Here is an 18,437-nt window from a genome sequence, read left to right as displayed (position 1 = left end):
GGCCGCGCCGGAGCGCGACCGTGAGCGGCTCGGAGCCGGACGACCGGAAGGGCGGCGGGGAGGTCGTCAAGGTAGTGGCGCCGATCGCGGCGCTCGTCCTGGTGCTCGTCTTCTACTTCCTGCTGCTGGGCCGGATCGCGTTCAGCCTGATCGGTTCCGGCGAGGTGGCCGCGATCGTGATCGGCGTCGGCGTGCTGATCCTGCCGTTGCTCGGCGTGTGGATCGTGGTGGCCACGGTGCGCGCGGCGCTGGCGCATCAGCACCTGGCGCGGCGCATCCACGACGAGGGGCTCGAACTCGACACCTCCGCGCTGCCGCGCATGCCGTCCGGCCGCATCGAACGCGCGGCCGCCGACGAGCTGTTCGCGACGGTCAAGGCGGAGTGGGAGGCCGACCCGGACAACTGGCGCGTCTCCTATCGCCTCGCCCGCGCCTACGACTACGCGGGCGACCGCACCCGAGCCCGCGAGACCATGCGCCGCGCGGTCGCGCTGGAACGGCACGAGCGCGGCGCCGACTGACGATCGCGCGGGCCGATACCATCGCAGAGTGGCCCGGTTGCTGATCATCCATCACACGCCCTCGCCGCACTGTCAGGCGATGTTCGAGGCCGTGGTATCCGGCGCGACCGATCCGGAAATCGAAGGCGTGGAGGTCGTGCGCCGCGCGGCCCTGTCCCTGTCGCCGACCGACGTGCTGGAGGCCGACGGGTACCTGCTCGGCACCCCGGCCAACCTCGGGTACATGAGCGGCGCCCTCAAACACGGGCTGGATGTCATCTACTACCCCTGCCTCGATTCCACCCGTGGCCGCCCGTTCGGCGCGTACTTTCACGGCAACGAGGGCACCGAGGGTGCGGAGAAGGGCGTCACCTCGATCACCACCGGCCTGGGGTGGGTGAAAGCCGCTGAGTACGTGGTGGTCTCGGGTCAGCCATCGAAGGCCGACCTGGAAGCGTGCTGGGAGCTCGGGGCGACAGTGGCGGCCCAGCTCATGGAATGAGCAGTGGTGTCGCTTCAGCCGAGTTGGGCTCACATTGTGCCTGGGCAGCGCGCCGAAACTGTCGGAGGCCGCCTCTATGCTCCGCCAGATCTCACGCAGCCCCCGTACGCCGCTCCAGGGCTCGCACGATGAGCGCTCGGGCGGCGTCGCCGTAGACGGCCTGGCTGTGTAGCCCGTCCCAGAGCCGTTCGTATAGCTCTAGCTCACTCGGTGCGGTGATGGTGAGTTCGGCGCTGGCGGTTTCGATCAGCGCTTGCCGACGATCGAACAGGTGGAAGCTGCCGGAGAGGTAGACGAACCCGGCTCGCAGCGGGACGACGCCGAAGCCCAGGCGCGGATTCCCGAAGGCCACGTCGAGCAGGTGCCGCAGTTGCCCGGCGGTCACCTTGTCGTCTCCGAGGGTGGTGTGTAGCGCCGCCTCGTGGACCAGCACGACCACCCGCGTGCCGCCGCTGCGCAAGATGTCCTGCCGTGCCATTCGTGCCGCAACGGCGGTGTCCAGATCATCGAGGGTGCCGAGAAATCCGATGCACTGCGCCAGCACCGCACGGGCGTACGGCTCGGTCTGGAGCAGGCCGGGCACGATGGTGGGGTTGTAGATGCGAAGCTGCCGTGTTTCGGATTCGAGTTCTTGACCGCGCTGTTGTCGGCGGGTGTGCCCGGTCGCGGTGATACGCCGCCACTCGGCCCACTGCGCCCGGACGTTGCGCAACGCCGCGACCAGATCGGGTAGCGCTAGCTTCGCGTCACACACCCGGCACCACACCGCCAGGTCCGATTCGCTCGGCATCTGCTTGCCGTGCTCGATGCGGGATGTCTTGGACCAGTGCCACCCGGCAGCGGTGGACAACTGCCGCCCGTCCAGCCCCGCATCTTTGCGCAGCTCTCGAAGTCGTGCTCCAAGAGCCACTTTCGCCCGTGCCGCCCCATTCATCGGTCCGCGTACTCCTCGAACGGAGTCGCCGCCGACCACACCCGGTCGCGGATCGCGACCGCGTGCGCGACGATCACGGGCTCGTCGGTCAGAGCCGCCCCCACCCAGAACCCGCGGGCATCGAACAGGGAGAACGCCACCGCCCGCTCATCGAACAACCAGAAATCCTCCGTGGCCGAGTCGGATGGATCGGCGTAGTGCCGTGCCAGATAGCGGATGTCCTCACCGGCCGCGACATTGTGGCGGCTCAGCGCGAGCAGATACCGCGTGTAGAGCGTGTGTGGCTCGGTGACGATACGGGCACGCCGCACCTCCACCCCGCGCGCCACCGTGGCGGCAACGTGGTTGGTCCAGCCCGAGAACCATTCCCCTCCGGGGTCGGTGGTCTCGTCGGCGCGGAAGGCGGACAGCGACTCGGCTTCCGACTCGCTGGCGTAGTCGTCGTGCGTTTCCAGGTGGAAGGCGGAACGCTGGGCGGTGGCGAACACCGGTCGCAGCTCAGCAGCGCCGTGAAGCAGGCGCATCCGGGCGCACCTCCTGACTGATCGGCACCAACACGGCCGTCTCGTGGGTCGGAATCTGCATGATCGCCAGCGCTTCCGGGTCGGTGACAGGCTCGCCCGTCAGCAGGAATGTCCCGTGCCCGGTGTCGCGCACACCCGATATGCAGGTGCCCGGCTCGGTGAACCACAGCAACTTGTGCGGGATCTCGACGGTGCCCGGATCGTCGGTCAGCCAACCCTGCGCCGCGTAGCGCGGCGGATCGGTCTCGGTGACGTAGAGCCGGGGCGATCCGTCGCCACCGGATTCACCGCCGATGAATCGAACCTTCATGGTGCTGTCCTCTCGTGGCGCGTGTGCGGGCCGAAGTGTGCAACTGTGCGCTGATTCTTCTGTGTTGCTCGGTCTTTGACAACACTTGCGCACTCACGCGCACTTTTCTATCCGAAGGGGGCTTCCCACGCTTAGCGTGCATTTTCAAGCCCCGCCGCCGGGTCGATGCCGAGGCGACAGTCTCGGCACGCTGCCCCCGCTGTGGTGCTGGGGTCGGTGACTACTCCCCGGCGGCGGGTGCCACTAGACGACGGAAGGGGCGGCCGTGGACCTATCCGCGCGACGCGACGACGAAGATGCTCGGAAACTTGGGCTCGCACCGGAAGGCGAGGGCCCGCGCCATCTCCAGCACGACGACGGGTCATGGTCATTCGTCCACCCGGACGGATGGCCGATGGACCCGGACGATTACGCGAAACTCCACGCCCACAGGGCGAATGCCTTCGCCGCCGTGTCATATGTCCCGGTGGACGAAGACCTGCTGCTCGCCGCACGTCGTGGCCTCCTGGAAACCATCGAGGAGGAGCCGATCTCGGTGCGAGACTCGGAGGTCTGAGGATGTGGATCATGCTCGGATGGGTGCTGGTCTTCGCGCTGCCCGGCGCCGTGCTGGTCGCGGTCGTCTGCTGGCCAGAGCGCCTCCCGAAGGACCGGACGGTGGAGGCGATCCGGCAGCGCATCGAGGACGAAGGCGGCTGACTCGCAGCGCCGCCGGGCCGCGCGGTACTTCGACATTCCGCTCCTCGACGCACCGGCCGCCTGCGCCGTCGAGCTGAGACCGGTGTAGACGAGGGTGCGCGGAGCGGGGGTGGGCGGCACCGCGACGGCTGGGAGCAGGCCGCCGTGGTGGTGACTCCGGCCCGCCCGCCAAGGAGGACCTGCGGCGGTGCTGGGAACTGGGCGCCACGCTCGCGGCCGGGCTCATGCCGTGAATCCCCCGAATTCTGGTGTCTGACCACGGCACGCCATTGCCCGGCATACTGTCTGCGATGTTGTCGCGGTGGGGATGTGGACGAGTAGCTCGGGATGGGAGAACCAGGTGACCTGGGCCGAAGGTAGCGAGAACGCCCCGCGCCGGATCGGATTGGTCGAGGACCACGAGTCGGTCGCGATCGGTCTCGCCGCGATGCTTGCGCCGGAAAGGGATCTCGATCTGGTGCTGACCGCGGGCACCGTGCCGGAACTGCTGGCCGCCGCCGACGGCGCGCCGAAGCTCGATCTGGTGGTGCTGGACCTGCGGCTGGCCGACGGGTCCTCGCCCGAGGACAACGTGCGCGCCCTGCGTGACCGCGGCATCGAGGTACTGGTCTTCACCGGCGCGGACAACGCGTTCCTGGTGCGCTCCGCCGCGCGCGCCGGGGTGCTCGGCGTGGTGCGCAAGTCCGAGGACGTGCCGACCGTCGTCGCCGCCGTGCGTCGTGCGGCCAGCGGCGAACAGGTGGTCACCACCGACTGGGCCGCCGCCATCGACGGCGATCCGCAATTGTCGAACGTGGGCCTGAGCCCGCGCCAAGAGGAAGTGCTCACGCTGTACGCGTCCGGGGAGAAGGCCTCCCGGGTCGCGCGGCTGACCGGTCTGTCCGAGCAGACGGTCAACGACTATCTCGGCCGGATCCGCCAGAAGTACGCCGACGCCGGTCGGCCGGCGCCGACCAAGACCGACCTGTACAAGCGGGCGGTGGAGGACGGGTGGCTCCCGGTGCCAGAGCGGCAGCCGCGCGGATGACCGCGTCCAGCATGCTGGACACCCCGTCGCACCCTCGCTCCCTCCCACGCGAACGGCCACGTGCGAGCCGTTGGCGTCGCGGCGTCCTCGCGTTGTCCAGGGAGAAGGCCTCCGAGGGCGCCGCCGATCGGATCCTGCGCCGGTTCGGCTTCGCCATCGGCATCGCTGGCGTGATCGCCGCGATCGTGGAACTGCCCGAGATCGCCGATCAGAGTCGTTTCGTGCCCGTCCGGTGGACGGCCGTCGAGGTGGCGCTGGCGTTCGGGCTCTTCCCGGCGCTCGCGGTCGTCTCGGTCGGGATGAGCACGCGCGTGATCCAGCGGGTGGCCGGTGCGGCGGCGGTGAGCTTCCTCGGGGCCATGGCGGTGGTTCCGCTGGCGTACGCGGTGCCGAATGCCGAAGAGGCGGCTTCGGTGTGGCTGTACCGCGTGCTGGCGTTGGGCGTTCTCGCGGCCGTGCTCGCCTGGCGGCCGCCGCTGGCCGTGACCTACCTGGTGGTGGGCGCGGCGTTCAGCGCACTGGTCAATCTGATCGTGCTGCGGGAGACCACCGCCCTGGCGCTGCTCGGCGATTTCGCCAGGGCGGCCGGGTTGAGCGCGCTGTTCCTGTGGTGCGTGATCTATGCCAGGGCGGCGGCGGCCCGAGTGGATCGTGAGTCGGCGATCGAGAGCAGCCGCGCCGCGGCGGTCGCCGGTGCGGCAGCCAGGGAACGGGAACGCGCGCGATTCGCCGCGCTGATCCACGACGCGGTGCTGTCCACGCTGCTGGACGCTTCCCGGGCCGGGACCGAATCCCCGGTGCTGCGCCGCCAGGCCGAACGAACCCTGGAACAACTCGACGAGTGCCGGGTCGCGGAGACCGAACCCGACCGCTTGGACGCGCAATCCGCCATCGGATTCCTGCGTTCGGCCGTGCACGAGGTGAACCCCGGCATCCGGTTCACCACACGGCGCTGGGCCGGATTCGACGATCTGCACCTGCCGGTGGACGCCGCGAGCACGATCGCGGCCGCGCTGGCCGAAGCCGCGCGCAACAGTCTGCGGCACGCCACCGTCCCCGGGCGCGAGGTGCGCCGGACCGTCACGGTGACGATCAGCGCCGGTGGTATCCGGGTGGTGTTCCGCGACGACGGCGCGGGTTTCGATCTGAGTGAAGTGCCCGTGGATCGGCTCGGCATCTCGGTGAGCATCCTGGGCCGCATGCGTCAGCTCGCCGGTGGCGCCGGGTTCGTGGAGTCGGAGCCGGGCGAGGGGACGACCGTGACGCTGGTGTGGGGCGGAAATGGCTGAGCAGGAAACCGAATTCGGGTTGCGCGATCTGCTCGGGCTCCGCGACCGCGCGGCCTGGCTGTTCCTGACCGTGCTCGAAGCGACCATCGCGCTGTACATGATCAGGAACTTCTCCGAATCGCCGGTGGCAGCCGCCATCGCGGCGCTGGTCGTGCTGGCGCTGGCCGGAGTCGTGGTGGTGGCGGCGCCGACCGATCCGCTGCCGTGGCAGGCGACCGTATTCGTCGCCGCCTCCGGTCCGCTGGCCACCGCCCTGACGTCGTTCGACGTCGAGCACGGTTGGTCCAAGCAGGTGTGGACGGCGTTCGCCGCCTCCTATGTGCTGGCCGTGCTGGTGCTGCGCGGACGCTTGGCCGCGGCCTGGCTCGGCGTCGCCGGCATCGGCGTGGTGATCGCCGTGGTCGGCATGGTGGCCGGTCTGCGGGTGGGTGTCGCCGTCGGCTCGATCGTGCCGGTCGCCACGGTGGCCGGGGTTTCCCTGTTCGCGGCGATCATGCGGCCCACCCAGCGATCGCTGCGGCTGCTGCGCGAGGAAGCGGCCATGCGCGCCGCCGCGGAGGCCGCGATGGCCGCGGAGAACTCCGAACGCACCCGTCAGCTGGCGCGGCTGGACGCGGTCGCTCGCCCGATCCTGGAACGCATTGCCGATGGCGACGAACTCACCGCCGCCGAGCGCGAACAGTGCAGGCTCCTGGAAGCCGAACTCCGCGACGGGCTGCGGGCCCCGCAGCTGGCCACCGACCAGCTCAGCAGCGCCGCCCGCGGCGCCCGCTCCCGCGGCGTGGAGGTGATCCTGCTCGACGACGGCGGTTTCACCGGCGTCCCGCATCAGGTGCGCCAGCAGGTGATCGACGCGGCCACCAGGGAACTGGACGCCGCCAACGACGGCTCGGTCACCGTCCGCATCCTCCCGACCGGCCGCCGCATCCTGGCCACCGTCCTGGCCACCGCGTCCGACCGCGACCGCCGCACCGAGATAGACGCCACCGGCACGATCACGGTATCCACCTGACCTGCCGACGCGGCTCCCACCGCGACGAAACTTGCCGCGCGCTTCCACGGCCCATCTGCGACATCGGAGTCGCTCCATTCCGCGTAGGTTGACCGCTCCAACCCGGTTCTCAGCCACTCCCAATGGCCGACCTGGCCTCAGGCCGTTATCACGTCACGTGACCACACCGGCTCAACCATGTCTTCCGAGCCGAGCCGAGCCGAGCCGAGCCGAGCCGAGCCGAGCCGAGCCGAGCCGAGCCGAGCCGAGCCGAGCCGAGCCGAGCCGAGCGAGACCGAGCATCGGCCCCTCCGAGTACGTTGATCGCCCGACCCGGTCCCCAGCTATTGCCAACGGATGCTTCCCGGGCCGCGCCGTTGCCACGTCACGTGACCACACCACCTCAACCACCGGTTTCGAGCGAAGCGAGACCGAGCATGCGAACACCCAGCGCCGCAGGCGCTGGAAATCAGACACTGTCGGTGCCTCGTGGCATCGTTGCCTGTCATGCGGAAGATGGGTGCTGCGGCGGCGCGGCGAACGGCATTGGCGGCCCAGGGTTTCGGGGCGCGCAGGCCCGGTCGGATCACGCGGCGGACGGTGCTGGGAGTGCTGGACCGCACGCAACTGCTGCAGCTGGATTCGGTGTCGGCGGTGGTGCGGGCGCATTACGCGCCGGTGTTCAGCCGGATCGGCCCCTACGATCGCACGATCCTGGATCAGGCCGCATGGAGCAACGGCTCGCGGCAGCCCCGGTCGCTCGTCGAGTATTGGGCGCACGAGGCAGCGCTCATCCCGGTCGAGGACTGGCCGTTGCTGCGCTGGCGAATGCGGCGATACGAGCACGGGCGTTGGTCGGGCATGCGCAAGGTGGTCGAGCGCAACCCCACCCTGGGCAAGGACATCCTGGACGTGATCACCGCGGTGGGCCCGGCCACCGCGGGCGAGGTAGAGCGCCACCTGGAGCTGGACAAGCCGCGCCCGAAGGGTTCCTGGTGGAATCTGAGCGATACCAAGATGATCTGCGAGCAACTCTTCGCGGCGGGCGCGTTGTCGGTGGCCACGCGCGTGGGCTTCGCCAGGCACTACGACCTGACCGAGCGGGTGCTGCCTGCGGAGGTGCTGGCCCGCGACGTGGCCGAGCCGGACGCCGTGCGTGAACTCGTGCTGCGCGCCGCCACCGCGCACGGCATCGGCACCGAAGCGGACCTGCGGGACTACTACCGGCTCGAGCGCACTCAGACCGAACCGGCCATCGCCGATCTGGTGGACGCGGGTGAGCTGATCCCGGTGGAGGTGGCGGGCTGGGGGAAACCGGCTTATCTGCGGGCGGGCGCTCCCACGCCGCGCCGCATCGAAGGCGCGGCGCTGCTGTGCCCGTTCGACCCGCTCATCTTCTTCCGCGCCCGCACCGAGCGAATATTCGACTTCCACTACCGCATCGAGATCTACACCCCCGAACACAAGCGGGTGCACGGGTATTACGTCTTCCCGTTCCTGCTCGACGGCGAACTCGTCGGCCGCGTCGATCTGCGGGCGGAACGCGCGAGCGGCCGGTTGTGGGTGCCCGCCGCGTTCGCCGAGCCCGGATACGACACCGCCGCCACCGCGCACGCACTCGGCGGCGCGCTGCGCGAGATGGCCGACTGGCTGGAACTGGACGAGGTCGTCGTCGGCGATCGCGGCAATCTCGCGGCGCTGCTGTAGCGCGTTCGGGTCAGGTGTCTCGTTTGGGCCCGTACCCGCGCATCTGGTCGCGCAAGGCTCCGTGGACGGCGCTCGACAGCCACGAGTTCAGGGACTGACCGCTCTGTGCGGCAGCCTCTTCCGCACGCGCCTTCATCTGCTCCACCAGCCGCAGCGTGACCCTGCTGATGTCTCCGGTCATCTCCTCGAAGCTGGGGGCTTCCTCGCCCGTCGTGCTCTTGCGCACATCGATGGAGGCGTCGGTGCCGTCGACCGAGACGTGCACCGTTCGGTCGCCGAGCGCGGCGCTGACCTCGGCCGCGAGCTCCGACAGTGCGGCCAGCAGCACCAAGCGGGCCGGCCCTTCGGTGGCCGCCGCCAGTGCGGCGGCCGTGGCCTGCGTCTTCTCGTCGCCGAGTGCGGCGGCGGCGAGCAGGTTCTCGCCGAGCCTGCTGGTGTACTTGTTCAAATCCATGATGTCAGTCTGACGTCATATATGACATCAGGCAAGCGGCAAAATGACATCATGCCGCTGCCGGTGATATGGATTCGCGTCCTTGTTGCGGCCTGATCGCCGACGACGGTGTCGAGGGCGTGTCCCGGACCGGGTAGCCTTTCTGACCATGACGAACGGTGAATCGACGCCAACGGAGCTGCGTGCGTCCGGCACGGTAGGTGTCGCGATGGTGACCCCCTTCAGTGCCGACGGCAAGCTCGACGTCGATGCCGGGGTCGCGCTGGCGGCCCGCCTGGTCGACCGCGGCGTCGACCTGCTCGCGATCTCGGGGACCACCGGTGAATCGCCGACCACCACCGAATCGGAGAAGGCGGATCTGCTGCGTGCCGTCGTCGATGCCGTCGGCACGCGCGCGACGGTGATCGCGGGCGCGGGCACCTACGACACCGCACATTCGATCGAACTCGCGCGCAACGCGCAGCGGGCGGGTGCGCACGGTTTGCTCGTGGTGACGCCGTACTACTCCCGGCCCTCCCAGGAGGGACTGGTCGCGCATTTCACCGCCGTCGCGGATGCCACCGACCTGCCGGTCACCCTGTACGACATCCCCGGACGATCGGTGGTGCCGATCGCCAGCGACACCATCCGCAAGCTCGCCGAGCATCCGCGCATCGTCGCGGTCAAGGACGCCAAGGGCGACCTGAACATGGGCGCCGAACTCATCGCGAGCACCGGCCTGACGTTCTACTCCGGCGACGACGCGCTCAACCTGCCCTGGCTGTCGGTGGGCGCGGCCGGATTCATCAGCGTCATCGGGCATCTCGCGCCGGAGCGGCTGCGCGCGCTGCTGGAGGCGTACACCGCGGGCGAGGTCGTGCGTGCCCGCGAGATCAACACCACGCTGCTGCCGCTGCACGCCGCGATGGCCAGGTTGGGCGGCGTCGCGATGAGCAAGGGCGGATTGCGGCTGCTCGGAGTGGAGGTCGGCGAGCCGCGGCTGCCCCAGCTGATGCCGACCGGCGAGCAGCTGGAGGCGCTGGCCGCGGACCTGCGAGCGGTCGGAGTGCTGTCGTGAACGAGTCCCTACCCCGTCGCCGCCGCAGCGCGTCCCGCCCCGCGGGAGCGCCCGCACCCGCTCCGGCGCAGCAGGCCGCGCCGCCGGAGCCCGTCGCGCTGCCCGAGCCTCCACTGGCCGAAACGTCGGTTTCCGCCGCACCGGCCGAGCAGCCGGCAGCGCCTGCGCAGACGCGCCGAGCGGCCAGAGGGCAGGATTCCGGGTCCCGTCGAGCGGGCCGCGGACGGGGACAGTCCGGCGCACGGCGGGCCGAAGAGCCTCCGGCGCAAGCGGATCCGATCGCCGCGCACGACCGGCTGGGCGCCCCGCCCGCTCTGCCCGAGAACGGCCTGCGTGTGGTCGCCCTCGGCGGCATCGGCGAAATCGGCCGTAACATGACGGTTTTCGAGTACGGCGGCAAACTGCTCGTCGTCGACTGCGGCGTGCTGTTCCCGGAGGACCAGCAGCCGGGCGTCGATCTGATCCTGCCGGACTTCCGCCCCATCGAGGACCGGATCGACGACGTGGTGGCCGTCGTGCTCACCCACGGACACGAGGACCACATCGGCGCGGTGCCGTTCCTGCTGCGGCTGCGGCCCGACATCCCGGTCGTGGGCTCCAAGTTCACCCTCGCGCTGGTCGCCGCGAAATGCCGGGAACACCGCCTGCACCCGAAGCTGATCGAAGTGACCGAGGGGCAGCAGACCACGCACGGCCCGTTCGGCTGCGAGTACTTCGCCGTCAACCACTCCATTCCCGACGCGCTCGCGGTCGCCATCCGCACGCCCGCCGGCGTCGCCCTGCACACCGGTGACATCAAGCTCGACCAGCTGCCGCTGGACGGACGGCTCACCGACCTGGCCGGATTCTCCCGGCTCGGTGACGAGGGCGTCGACCTGTTCCTGGTGGACTCCACCAACGCCGAGGTGCCCGGATTCGTCACGCCGGAGCGGGAGATCGGCGGCGTGCTGGACTCGGTCATCGGCAAGGCGAACGGCCGGGTCATCGTCGCCTCCTTCGCCAGTCACGTGCACCGCATCCAGCAGGTCGTCGACGTGGCGCAGAAGTACGGGCGGCGGGTGTGCTTCGTGGGCCGCTCGATGGTCCGCAACATGCAGATCGCCCAGGATCTGGGCTACCTCACCGTGCCGGAGGGCGTGGTCGTCGACCTGGATGTCGCCGCCACCTTGCCCAGCCACCGCCTGGTGCTGATCTCCACGGGTTCGCAGGGCGAGCCGCTGTCGGCGCTGTCGCGCATGGCGCGCGGCGATCACCGCCAGATCAACATCCGTCCCGACGACCTGGTGGTGTTGGCCTCCTCGCTCATCCCCGGCAACGAGAACTCGGTGTTCGCGGTGGTCAACGGCCTGGCCCGGCTCGGGGCCACGGTGATCACCCAGCAGAACGCCAAGGTGCACGTCTCCGGGCACGCTTCGGCGGGCGAGCTGCTGTACCTGTACAACGCGGTGCGGCCGACCAATGCGATGCCGGTGCACGGCGAATGGCGCCACCTGCGCGCGAACGCGGCGCTGGCGGTGGCGACCGGAGTGCCGCAGGAGCGGGTGGTGCTGGCCGAGGACGGCGTGGTGGTCGATCTGGTCGACGGCATCGCCTCGGTCGTCGGCCGGGTGCCGGTGGGCCATGTGTACGTCGACGGACTGTCGGTGGGCGACGTCGGGGAGTCGACGCTGTCGGACCGGCTGGTGCTCGGCGAGGGCGGATTCATCTCGATCACCGTCGCCATTGACGAGACCACCGGAAAGGCGGTGAGCACTCCGGAACTGAGCGGACGCGGCTTCTCCGACGACCCCACCGCCCTGCTCGACGCGGCGGAACTGGTGGAAGCCGAACTGCTGCGGCTGGCGGGGGAGGGCGTCACCGACACCCATCGCATCGCGCAGGGCGTGCGCCGCGTGGTCGGCCGCTGGGTGGCCGAGACCTACCGTCGCCGTCCGATGATCGTGCCGACCGTCATCGGGGTCTGACCTCATCGACAGCGAAAGCGCCGGACAGCTGCGCTGTCCGGCGCTTTTCCCGTATCGGTATGCCTACTCCTGGCAGGCCGCCGACTCGATCTTCGCGCTCTTGACGATGTTGCAGGCGAAGGTGTGGTCGACCTTCCACTGGCCGCCCTCGGACACGAACTGGATGAACGCGTCGTCCACCGGGGTGCCGTCGATGGTGACCTTGGCGTCGGCCTTCAGCTTGCCGTCCTTCGGATCACCCACGTTGGTGACCTCGACGGTGACCTTCTGCTTCTTAGCGGCGTCGACGAGGTTGGCGACCAGATAGGGATCCTGCTCGGCGGCCTGGATCCAGCTGATCTTCTCGGTGTTCGGCACGTTCGGATCGAACGCCTTCTGCAGCCGCTCGTTGAGCTGCTGCACGGTGGGCTTCGGCAGTGCGGGCGAGGACGGCGTGGTCGGCGCGGAGCCGGCCTCCTTGTCGCCCTTGCCGGAGCCGCCCTCCAACTCACCGGCCGCGTGGCCGGGGGTGGCGCTGGTGCTCGTGGACGAGGAGTCGTCGTTGGAGGCGCAGGCGGTGAGCGAGCAGGCCAGTGCGGTGAGGACGACGGCCACGGTGGTCCGGAAAGTGCGGTGCTTCACGTTGTTTCCTTCGACTCGAAGTCCGGGCGTCAGCCGTGGTTGGACGTGCAGTTCCAGTGCACGATGTAGGCGTCGGAATCGTTGTGCGCCAGCGCCTGGCCCTGCGCGCTGCGCCGTGACGAGGCGTACCCCCAGCTCCAGGTGCCGGTGCCACTGGAATAGGCGACGGCGCCGCAGCCGTTGCGGAACCAGACCACCGACTCGCAATCCGCCGCGCCGCAGGCGCTCACGGCGCGTTGCTCTGCGGCAGCCGAGTTCGGGTAGTCGTAGGAGTACCCGATCAAACCGGTGGAGGTGGACAGCGCGATCGCGCCGTAGTTGTTGGTGTAGGCATTCGCGGCGGGCGCGCTGACAGCCAGCGCCGCACCGACCGCCGCGAGCGCGGCCACACCGGTAGCAAACTTCTTCACGAGGATTTGCCCCTTCTTGTCATTGGCCCACGACCCGATGGACCGAGTGACAAGGTACAGAGCCGACTCTCATAACGCTAGCCGGAGATTTCCCGGCAGGGAGAGCGGCGAACGCCGTGATCGGCCGCGCGCCGAGGGAGGCTCCCGAGTGGATCGGCGAGTGGCGCCGCGGTTGCGGTGACCGCGGCGCGTCGTGCCGCGCGGCGGCGTGGCCGGGTGGTCGGTATGTTCGGGGGTGTGACTATGGCACAGCGGGAGCGCCGAGGGATCGTCGAGGCGATGCGGGCAGCGGGGCCGGACGCGCGGACGCTCTGCGGTGCGTGGACCGTGCGAGACCTGGCCGCGCACTTGGTGGTTCGGGAACGACGACCCGACGCCGCGCCGGGCATCCTGCTGCGGCCGTTCGCGGGGTATCTGGAGCGCGTGCAGGCGAAGGCGGCGCGCAAGCCGTTCCCCGAGCTGCTGGAGCTGGTGCGTACCGGTCCGCCGTGGTGGTCGCCGCTGCGGCCGGTCGACGCGGTGGTCAACCTGTCGGAGATGTTCGTCCACCACGAGGACGTGCGCCGCGCCGAGCCCGATTGGCAGCCACGCGAACTGCCCGCCGCCGACGAGGACCGGCTGTGGTCGGTGCTGCGGAAGATGGCCGGAATGGCCTACCGCAAGGTGCCGGTCACGGTCGAGTTGGCGACGCCGGACGGCAGGCGGACGGTGGTACGGTCCGCGTCCGAGGACGTCGTCACGCTCACCGGCAAGCCGTCGGAACTGGTGTTGCACGCCTTCGGCCGGGACGAGGTGCGGCTGGAGACCTCCGGGTCCCCCGAGGCCGTCCGGACGGTCCTGGAATCGGACCGATCGGTCTGATTTTGGTGTTCTCGCGCCGTCGGGGGAACCCGGAACCGGCCAAAAGCCGCTAGAGGCGCAACGGCGCCAGTGTTGCGGATGGTTTCGATGGGGCGATTGCGGCTAGCCTGGGGCCATGGCAGGTAAGTCCCGCAGCACCACGACGACTCGGGCGCGGGCGGGATCTGCGCGGGGGAGGACCACCACGGCGCGCTCTCGCGCGGCCACGCCCCGTACCGCGACGCCCCGCACAGCGACGCCCCGGACCGCCACCACGCCCCGCCGGCGCGCCACGCAGGCCCGGCGCCCGGCGCGCCGTCCGTCCGACACGGCTCCGCTCGCGGTGATCACCCGGGGCATCGGCAGCGGCTGGACCATGCTGGCCCGTGGGCTCGGCGCGACCACGCGCGCCCTCAGCCGCGCGGGGGAGATCGAACACGGGCATCGGCGCGACGGCATCGCGCTGGCACTCATCGCGCTGAGCGCCGTGATAGCGGCGGCGGTCTGGTTGTCGGCGGGCGGCCCCATCGGCCATCTGGTCGAGGACGTGATCCGCGCGATCTCCGGATCGGCCTCCGCCGCTCTACCGTTCGTCGCCTCCGGGATCGCCGTCGTCCTGATGCGCACCGAACCGCGCCCGGAGATCCGGCCGCGCCTGGTGCTCGGCGGCCTGCTGATCGGCTTGCCCGCCCTCGGGCTGTGGCATATCGCCGCGGGCGCCCCCACCGACGCGCACGGGCGTTCCCGCGCCGCCGGTTTCGTCGGCTTCGTGACCGGGGGGCCGCTGACCGACGGCCTCACCGCCTGGCTCTCGGTCCCGATCCTGTTGCTGGCCACCGTCTTCGGTGCGCTGCTCATCACCGGGACGACGGTGCGGGAGGTGCCGGCCAAGCTGCGGCGCTACCTCGGCGCCGAGACCGACGACGGATACGGCGAATTCGACGGCGAGCACCGGAACTACGACCCGGCCGACTACGACGCCGACGGATTCCCGGTGCATCGCGCCACCACCAGGCGGCGCGGTCGCACGCCCGCGGAGAACTACCCGCCCGACGAGTTCGGCGATCCCGACGCGGTCACCGAGTCGCTGGGCGAGCCCCCGCTGCGCGACGCCAAGCAGATCGCGGCCGAGGAACCCGCGCCGAAACCGAAGCCGAAGAAGCAGCGCCCCGCCGCGGTCGTGGAGGATCAAACGCCACCGCCGCCGAAACAGCTGGAGTTCGTCACCGATCGCGAGGTCGAGGGCGACTACACGCTGCCGCCGCTGTCGTTGCTGACCGATGGCGATCCGCCCAAGAAACGCAGCGCCGCCAACGAATCGATGATCGAGGCGATCACCGAGGTGCTGGTGCAGTTCAAGATCGACGCGGCGGTGACGGGGTTCGTCCGCGGCCCGACGGTGACGCGCTACGAGGTCGAGCTCGGCCCCGGCGTGAAGGTGGAGAAGATCACCGCGCTGGCGCGCAACATCGCCTACGCCGTCGCCACGGAGAACGTCCGGCTGCTCGCGCCGATCCCGGGCAAGTCCGCCGTCGGCATCGAGGTGCCGAACGCCGACCGTGAGCTGGTCCGGCTGGCCGACGTGCTCAAGGCGCCGTCCACGCGCAACGACCACCATCCGCTGGTGATCGGTCTCGGCAAGAACATCGAGGGCGAGTTCGTCTCGGCGAACCTGGCCAAGATGCCGCACCTGCTGGTCGCGGGTTCCACCGGTTCGGGTAAATCGAGCTTCGTGAACTCGATGCTGGTGTCGCTGCTGCAGCGGGCGACGCCGGACGAGGTGCGGATGATCCTGATCGACCCGAAGATGGTGGAACTTACGCCGTACGAGGGCATTCCGCACCTGATCACGCCGATCATCACCCAGCCGAAGAAGGCCGCGGCCGCGCTGGCCTGGCTGGTCGAGGAGATGGAACAGCGCTACCAGGACATGCAGGCCAACAAGGTGCGCCACATCGACGACTTCAACAAGAAGGTGAAGTCGGGGGCGATCACCGCGCCGCTGGGCAGCGAACGGGTGTACCGGCCCTATCCGTACATCCTGGCCATCGTCGACGAGCTGGCCGACCTCATGATGACCGCTCCGCGCGACGTGGAGGACGCCATCGTCCGCATCACCCAGAAGGCCCGCGCGGCCGGCATCCATCTCGTACTGGCCACGCAGCGGCCCTCGGTGGACGTGGTGACCGGCCTGATCAAGACCAACGTGCCCTCCCGGCTCGCCTTCGCCACGTCCTCGCTGACCGACTCGCGCGTCATCCTCGACCAGCCCGGCGCGGAGAAGCTGATCGGCATGGGCGACGGCCTTTTCCTGCCGATGGGAGCGGGTAAGCCGACCCGGCTGCAGGGCGCGTTCATCAGCGACGAGGAGATCCACGCCGTCGTCGACTTCACCAAGAACCAGGCGGAGCCGGAATACCAAGAGGGCGTCACCGCCGCGAAGGCGGGCGAGAAGAAGGACGTCGACCCCGATATCGGCGACGACCTCGACGTCTTCCTTCAGGCGGTGGAACTCGTCGTCACCTCGCAGTTCGGGTCCACCTCCATGCTCCAGCGCAAGCTGCGCGTCGGTTTCGCCAAGGCGGGACGGTTGATGGACCTCATGGAGACCCGCGGCGTGGTCGGCCCGAGCGAGGGTTCCAAGGCACGCGACGTGCTGGTGAAACCCGATGAGCTGGAAGGCTTGCTGTGGTCGATCCGTGGCGGCGGGGACGGCGAGCCCGCCGAGTCGCCGGAATGATCCGATCGGTTCCCTCGGCGAGATTCGAACTCGCATCTCCCGGAATCTAGGTCCGGCGCCTCTACCGATTGGGCTACGAGGGATCGGTCGCACGAAAAAGGGGTCACTCCAGGCTGTTCGCCGCGGAGTGACCCCCTGCTCGGTACGGGTCTGCGAAAGACACGTTCAGGGGCGGCTCCGCGCGCTCGTGCGCCAAGAGACGGACGAGACCGATAGCACGACGCGGACATGCGACAAACCGCTCGGCAACCCGTGTCGCCCAGTCGTCGCGGTCATCGTCTCGCCTTCCTGTGGTCTGATCTTCGCGGCTCAGAAAGTAGCACCGGATGCCGGTGCCGGGAAGCGCTTTCGCGTCGCCGACGACCCTACCCCGTTCAGTTCCCGGTCGGCCGAGGGGTATCCGCTAGGCGGCAGCCTTTCCGGCTACCGGTCGCGGGAGTGGTGATCGCGGACAACTCGCGACGACTGTGGCGCGGCCGGCCTGGTGAACGCGTGTGGAATTATGGGTGGCAATCATCCCGCAATCGCGCAGTAACGGACAATTCGGGCATTATGGACATCATGTTCTTCGATCGGCACACCGTATGCACGTAACCGCACTCGAATGGGCGATCACCGTCGTGGTGATCCTCGGCCTGTTCGTCTTCGACTTCTTCGCCCATGTCCGCACCCCGCACGAGCCGACCTTCCGGGAATCGGGGTTCTGGTCCGCGGTCTACATCGGGCTGGCGCTGCTGTTCGGCGGCGTGGTCGCCTGGCGGTGGGGCTCGACCTACGCCGGGGAGTACTACGCGGGTTTCGTCACCGAGAAGGCGCTCTCGGTGGACAACCTGTTCGTCTTCCTGATCATCATGGCCACCTTCGCGGTGCCGCGGATCTACCAGCAGAAGGTGCTGCTGATCGGCATCGTGCTCGCACTGGTCATGCGCGGCGCGTTCATCGCCGTCGGCGCGGCCGCCATCAGCGCGTTCAGCTGGGTGTTCTATCTGTTCGGGCTGTTCCTGGTCTACACCGCGGTCAAGCTGTTGCGGGAGAGCGGCCACGAGGTCGAGGTCGAGGAGAAACGAGACAGCAGAATCGTCGCGCTGGCCAAGCGGGTGCTGCCCACGACCGACGAATACGACGGCGACAAGCTGGTCACCAGGGTCGACGGCCGCCGGGCGGTCACGCCGCTGTTGCTGGCGCTGCTGGCCATCGGCTTCGCCGACCTGCTCTTCGCGCTGGACTCCATCCCGGCCATCTACGGCCTGACCGAGCAGCCGTATCTGGTCTTCACCGCGAACGCGTTCGCGCTCATGGGCCTGCGACAGCTGTACTTCCTGATCGGCGGGCTGCTCGACCGGCTGGTGTACCTGTCCTACGGGCTGGCGGCGATCCTCGCGTTCATCGGCGTGAAGCTGGTGCTGCACGCCCTGCACGAGAACACGCTGCCGTTCGTCAACGGCGGCGAGCACGTCGCGGCGCCGGAGATCTCCACACCCGTCTCGCTGGGGGTGATCCTGGTCATCCTGGTGATCGCGACGGTCGCCAGCCTGCTGCGCACGCGGGTCCGAACCGACCGGTAGCCCTCAGGAGGCGAAGGCTCCGAAGACCGGGGCCCACTCCACCGCGCGGACGTCATCGATGAGGTTCTCCCGCGCGAACGGATCCTGGGCGAGCAGGTCCTTCAGTTGCCCCGCGTCCTGCGCTCGGAACAGCAGCAGCGCTCCGGACCCGTCCGGGTACGGACCGCTGCTGAGCAGCGTCCCCGCCTCGAGCAGACCGGCCAGCCAGGCCCGGTGCTCGGGGCGATGGACGTCCCGGCCCGCGGTGGTGGCCTCGGAGTAGACGTAATGGACGGCGAAGATCGGCACGGGTATCGCTTCCTG

General features: G+C 69.5%; 20 protein-coding genes and 1 tRNA gene. 13 read left to right on the top strand and 8 right to left on the bottom strand.

Going from position 1 to position 18,437, the window contains the following annotated elements; all coding sequences use genetic code 11:
- The first annotated feature begins 20 nt into the window (after positions 1 to 20).
- Both ACWDMM_RS09890 and ACWDMM_RS09885 read left to right on the top strand, forming a co-directional pair.
- Positions 21 to 521, top strand: coding sequence for a hypothetical protein (locus tag ACWDMM_RS09890; protein WP_195078816.1), 501 nt, complete (start codon positions 21 to 23; stop codon positions 519 to 521).
- 28 nt (positions 522 to 549) lie between these two features.
- Positions 550 to 1,002 carry a flavodoxin family protein gene (locus ACWDMM_RS09885; RefSeq protein WP_195078817.1) on the top strand — a complete coding sequence of 151 codons (453 nt, stop codon included), beginning with the start codon at positions 550 to 552 and terminating at the stop codon, positions 1,000 to 1,002.
- A 91-nt stretch (positions 1,003 to 1,093) separates the two neighbouring features.
- Here the strand turns inward: ACWDMM_RS09885 and ACWDMM_RS09880 are convergent, their stop codons facing one another.
- From ACWDMM_RS09880 to ACWDMM_RS09870, 3 genes are read right to left on the bottom strand one after another with little or no spacing between them, the layout of a single operon-like run.
- Positions 1,094 to 1,936 carry a helix-turn-helix domain-containing protein gene (locus ACWDMM_RS09880; protein WP_195078818.1) on the bottom strand — a complete coding sequence of 281 codons (843 nt, stop codon included), beginning with the start codon at positions 1,934 to 1,936 and terminating at the stop codon, positions 1,094 to 1,096.
- On the bottom strand, positions 1,933 to 2,460 hold the full coding sequence (locus ACWDMM_RS09875; RefSeq protein WP_195078819.1) for a DUF6879 family protein: 528 nt from the start codon (positions 2,458 to 2,460) through the stop codon (positions 1,933 to 1,935). Before ACWDMM_RS09875 ends, ACWDMM_RS09880 begins: the two co-directional genes overlap by 4 nt.
- A complete protein-coding gene (locus ACWDMM_RS09870; protein WP_195078820.1) occupies positions 2,435 to 2,770 on the bottom strand; it encodes a hypothetical protein in 336 nt (111 codons plus the stop codon). Before ACWDMM_RS09870 ends, ACWDMM_RS09875 begins: the two co-directional genes overlap by 26 nt.
- Before the next feature lie 394 nt (positions 2,771 to 3,164).
- On the opposite strand from ACWDMM_RS09870, the gene ACWDMM_RS09865 reads away from it, so the two are divergent.
- The 6 genes from ACWDMM_RS09865 (at position 3,165) to ACWDMM_RS09840 (ending at position 8,483) form a co-directional block, all read left to right on the top strand.
- Positions 3,165 to 3,326: a hypothetical protein gene (locus ACWDMM_RS09865; protein WP_195078821.1), complete on the top strand. Its 162-nt coding sequence runs from the start codon at positions 3,165 to 3,167 to the stop codon at positions 3,324 to 3,326.
- A gap of 11 nt (positions 3,327 to 3,337) precedes the next feature.
- Positions 3,338 to 3,469, top strand: a complete 132-nt coding sequence (locus ACWDMM_RS09860) for a hypothetical protein (RefSeq protein WP_323124729.1) — start codon at positions 3,338 to 3,340, stop codon at positions 3,467 to 3,469.
- Positions 3,470 to 3,776: 307 nt separating this feature from the next.
- Entirely contained in the window at positions 3,777 to 4,496 is a 720-nt protein-coding gene (locus ACWDMM_RS09855) for a DNA-binding response regulator (protein WP_397069162.1), read from the top strand.
- A gap of 92 nt (positions 4,497 to 4,588) precedes the next feature.
- A complete protein-coding gene (locus ACWDMM_RS09850; RefSeq protein WP_323124730.1) occupies positions 4,589 to 5,785 on the top strand; it encodes an ATP-binding protein in 1,197 nt (398 codons plus the stop codon).
- Positions 5,778 to 6,797 carry a hypothetical protein gene (locus tag ACWDMM_RS09845; RefSeq protein ID WP_195078824.1) on the top strand — a complete coding sequence of 340 codons (1,020 nt, stop codon included), beginning with the start codon at positions 5,778 to 5,780 and terminating at the stop codon, positions 6,795 to 6,797. Before ACWDMM_RS09850 ends, ACWDMM_RS09845 begins: the two co-directional genes overlap by 8 nt.
- A gap of 486 nt (positions 6,798 to 7,283) precedes the next feature.
- Entirely contained in the window at positions 7,284 to 8,483 is a 1,200-nt protein-coding gene (locus ACWDMM_RS09840; RefSeq protein ID WP_195078825.1) for a winged helix-turn-helix domain-containing protein, read from the top strand.
- Positions 8,484 to 8,493: 10 nt separating this feature from the next.
- Here ACWDMM_RS09840 and ACWDMM_RS09835 read toward each other — a convergent pair whose 3' ends face one another.
- Positions 8,494 to 8,937, bottom strand: a complete 444-nt coding sequence (locus tag ACWDMM_RS09835; RefSeq protein WP_195078826.1) for a hypothetical protein — start codon at positions 8,935 to 8,937, stop codon at positions 8,494 to 8,496.
- Between the two features lie 148 nt (positions 8,938 to 9,085).
- Here ACWDMM_RS09835 and dapA point away from each other — a divergent pair, with 148 nt between their 5' ends.
- On the top strand, positions 9,086 to 9,994 hold the full coding sequence (dapA, locus tag ACWDMM_RS09830; protein WP_195078827.1) for a 4-hydroxy-tetrahydrodipicolinate synthase: 909 nt from the start codon (positions 9,086 to 9,088) through the stop codon (positions 9,992 to 9,994).
- Complete coding sequence (locus ACWDMM_RS09825) at positions 9,991 to 11,958, top strand: ribonuclease J (RefSeq protein WP_323124731.1); 1,968 nt, start codon at positions 9,991 to 9,993, stop codon at positions 11,956 to 11,958. Before dapA ends, ACWDMM_RS09825 begins: the two co-directional genes overlap by 4 nt.
- A gap of 63 nt (positions 11,959 to 12,021) precedes the next feature.
- Here the strand turns inward: ACWDMM_RS09825 and ACWDMM_RS09820 are convergent, their stop codons facing one another.
- Positions 12,022 to 12,579: a hypothetical protein gene (locus ACWDMM_RS09820; protein WP_195078828.1), complete on the bottom strand. Its 558-nt coding sequence runs from the start codon at positions 12,577 to 12,579 to the stop codon at positions 12,022 to 12,024.
- 29 nt (positions 12,580 to 12,608) lie between these two features.
- On the bottom strand, positions 12,609 to 12,989 hold the full coding sequence (locus ACWDMM_RS09815) for a DUF4189 domain-containing protein (RefSeq protein WP_323124732.1): 381 nt from the start codon (positions 12,987 to 12,989) through the stop codon (positions 12,609 to 12,611).
- Between the two features lie 237 nt (positions 12,990 to 13,226).
- Here ACWDMM_RS09815 and ACWDMM_RS09810 point away from each other — a divergent pair, with 237 nt between their 5' ends.
- Both ACWDMM_RS09810 and ACWDMM_RS09805 read left to right on the top strand, forming a co-directional pair.
- The gene (locus ACWDMM_RS09810; protein ID WP_195078829.1) at positions 13,227 to 13,850 is read left to right on the top strand and encodes a TIGR03085 family metal-binding protein; all 624 of its coding nucleotides are present in this window, start codon (positions 13,227 to 13,229) and stop codon (positions 13,848 to 13,850) included.
- A gap of 115 nt (positions 13,851 to 13,965) precedes the next feature.
- Positions 13,966 to 16,569: a DNA translocase FtsK gene (locus ACWDMM_RS09805; protein WP_195078830.1), complete on the top strand. Its 2,604-nt coding sequence runs from the start codon at positions 13,966 to 13,968 to the stop codon at positions 16,567 to 16,569.
- A 9-nt stretch (positions 16,570 to 16,578) separates the two neighbouring features.
- Here ACWDMM_RS09805 and ACWDMM_RS09800 read toward each other — a convergent pair.
- A tRNA-Leu gene (locus ACWDMM_RS09800) sits at positions 16,579 to 16,652 on the bottom strand.
- A 501-nt stretch (positions 16,653 to 17,153) separates the two neighbouring features.
- Between ACWDMM_RS09800 and ACWDMM_RS09795 the strand changes: the two genes are divergently transcribed.
- A complete protein-coding gene (locus ACWDMM_RS09795; RefSeq protein WP_195078831.1) occupies positions 17,154 to 18,134 on the top strand; it encodes a TerC family protein in 981 nt (326 codons plus the stop codon).
- A 3-nt stretch (positions 18,135 to 18,137) separates the two neighbouring features.
- Here the strand turns inward: ACWDMM_RS09795 and ACWDMM_RS09790 are convergent, their stop codons facing one another.
- Positions 18,138 to 18,422: a YciI family protein gene (locus tag ACWDMM_RS09790; RefSeq protein WP_195078832.1), complete on the bottom strand. Its 285-nt coding sequence runs from the start codon at positions 18,420 to 18,422 to the stop codon at positions 18,138 to 18,140.
- Between the last annotated feature and the right edge of the window lie 15 nt (positions 18,423 to 18,437).

The sequence above is a fragment of the Nocardia sp. NPDC003726 genome (assembly GCF_053586955.1).
Note: the sequence above shows the minus strand (reverse complement) of the source record. Positions and strands in the feature narration are given on the sequence as shown.

Excerpts from the sequence above, each read along its gene's own strand:
- ACWDMM_RS09845 (WP_195078824.1), top strand. The coding sequence starts at position 5,778 with ATGGCTGAGCAGGAAACCGAATTCGGGTTGCGCGATCTGCTCGGGCTC.
- ACWDMM_RS09880 (WP_195078818.1), bottom strand. The coding sequence starts at position 1,936 with ATGAATGGGGCGGCACGGGCGAAAGTGGCTCTTGGAGCACGACTTCGA.
- ACWDMM_RS09795 (WP_195078831.1), top strand. The coding sequence starts at position 17,154 with ATGCACGTAACCGCACTCGAATGGGCGATCACCGTCGTGGTGATCCTC.
- ACWDMM_RS09860 (WP_323124729.1), top strand. The coding sequence starts at position 3,338 with ATGCTCGGATGGGTGCTGGTCTTCGCGCTGCCCGGCGCCGTGCTGGTC.
- ACWDMM_RS09875 (WP_195078819.1), bottom strand. The coding sequence starts at position 2,460 with ATGCGCCTGCTTCACGGCGCTGCTGAGCTGCGACCGGTGTTCGCCACC.
- ACWDMM_RS09835 (WP_195078826.1), bottom strand. The coding sequence starts at position 8,937 with ATGGATTTGAACAAGTACACCAGCAGGCTCGGCGAGAACCTGCTCGCC.
- ACWDMM_RS09870 (WP_195078820.1), bottom strand. The coding sequence starts at position 2,770 with ATGAAGGTTCGATTCATCGGCGGTGAATCCGGTGGCGACGGATCGCCC.
- dapA (WP_195078827.1), top strand. The coding sequence starts at position 9,086 with ATGACGAACGGTGAATCGACGCCAACGGAGCTGCGTGCGTCCGGCACG.
- ACWDMM_RS09805 (WP_195078830.1), top strand. The coding sequence starts at position 13,966 with ATGGCAGGTAAGTCCCGCAGCACCACGACGACTCGGGCGCGGGCGGGA.
- ACWDMM_RS09840 (WP_195078825.1), top strand. The coding sequence starts at position 7,284 with ATGCGGAAGATGGGTGCTGCGGCGGCGCGGCGAACGGCATTGGCGGCC.
- ACWDMM_RS09865 (WP_195078821.1), top strand. The coding sequence starts at position 3,165 with ATGGACCCGGACGATTACGCGAAACTCCACGCCCACAGGGCGAATGCC.
- ACWDMM_RS09855 (WP_397069162.1), top strand. The coding sequence starts at position 3,777 with ATGTGGACGAGTAGCTCGGGATGGGAGAACCAGGTGACCTGGGCCGAA.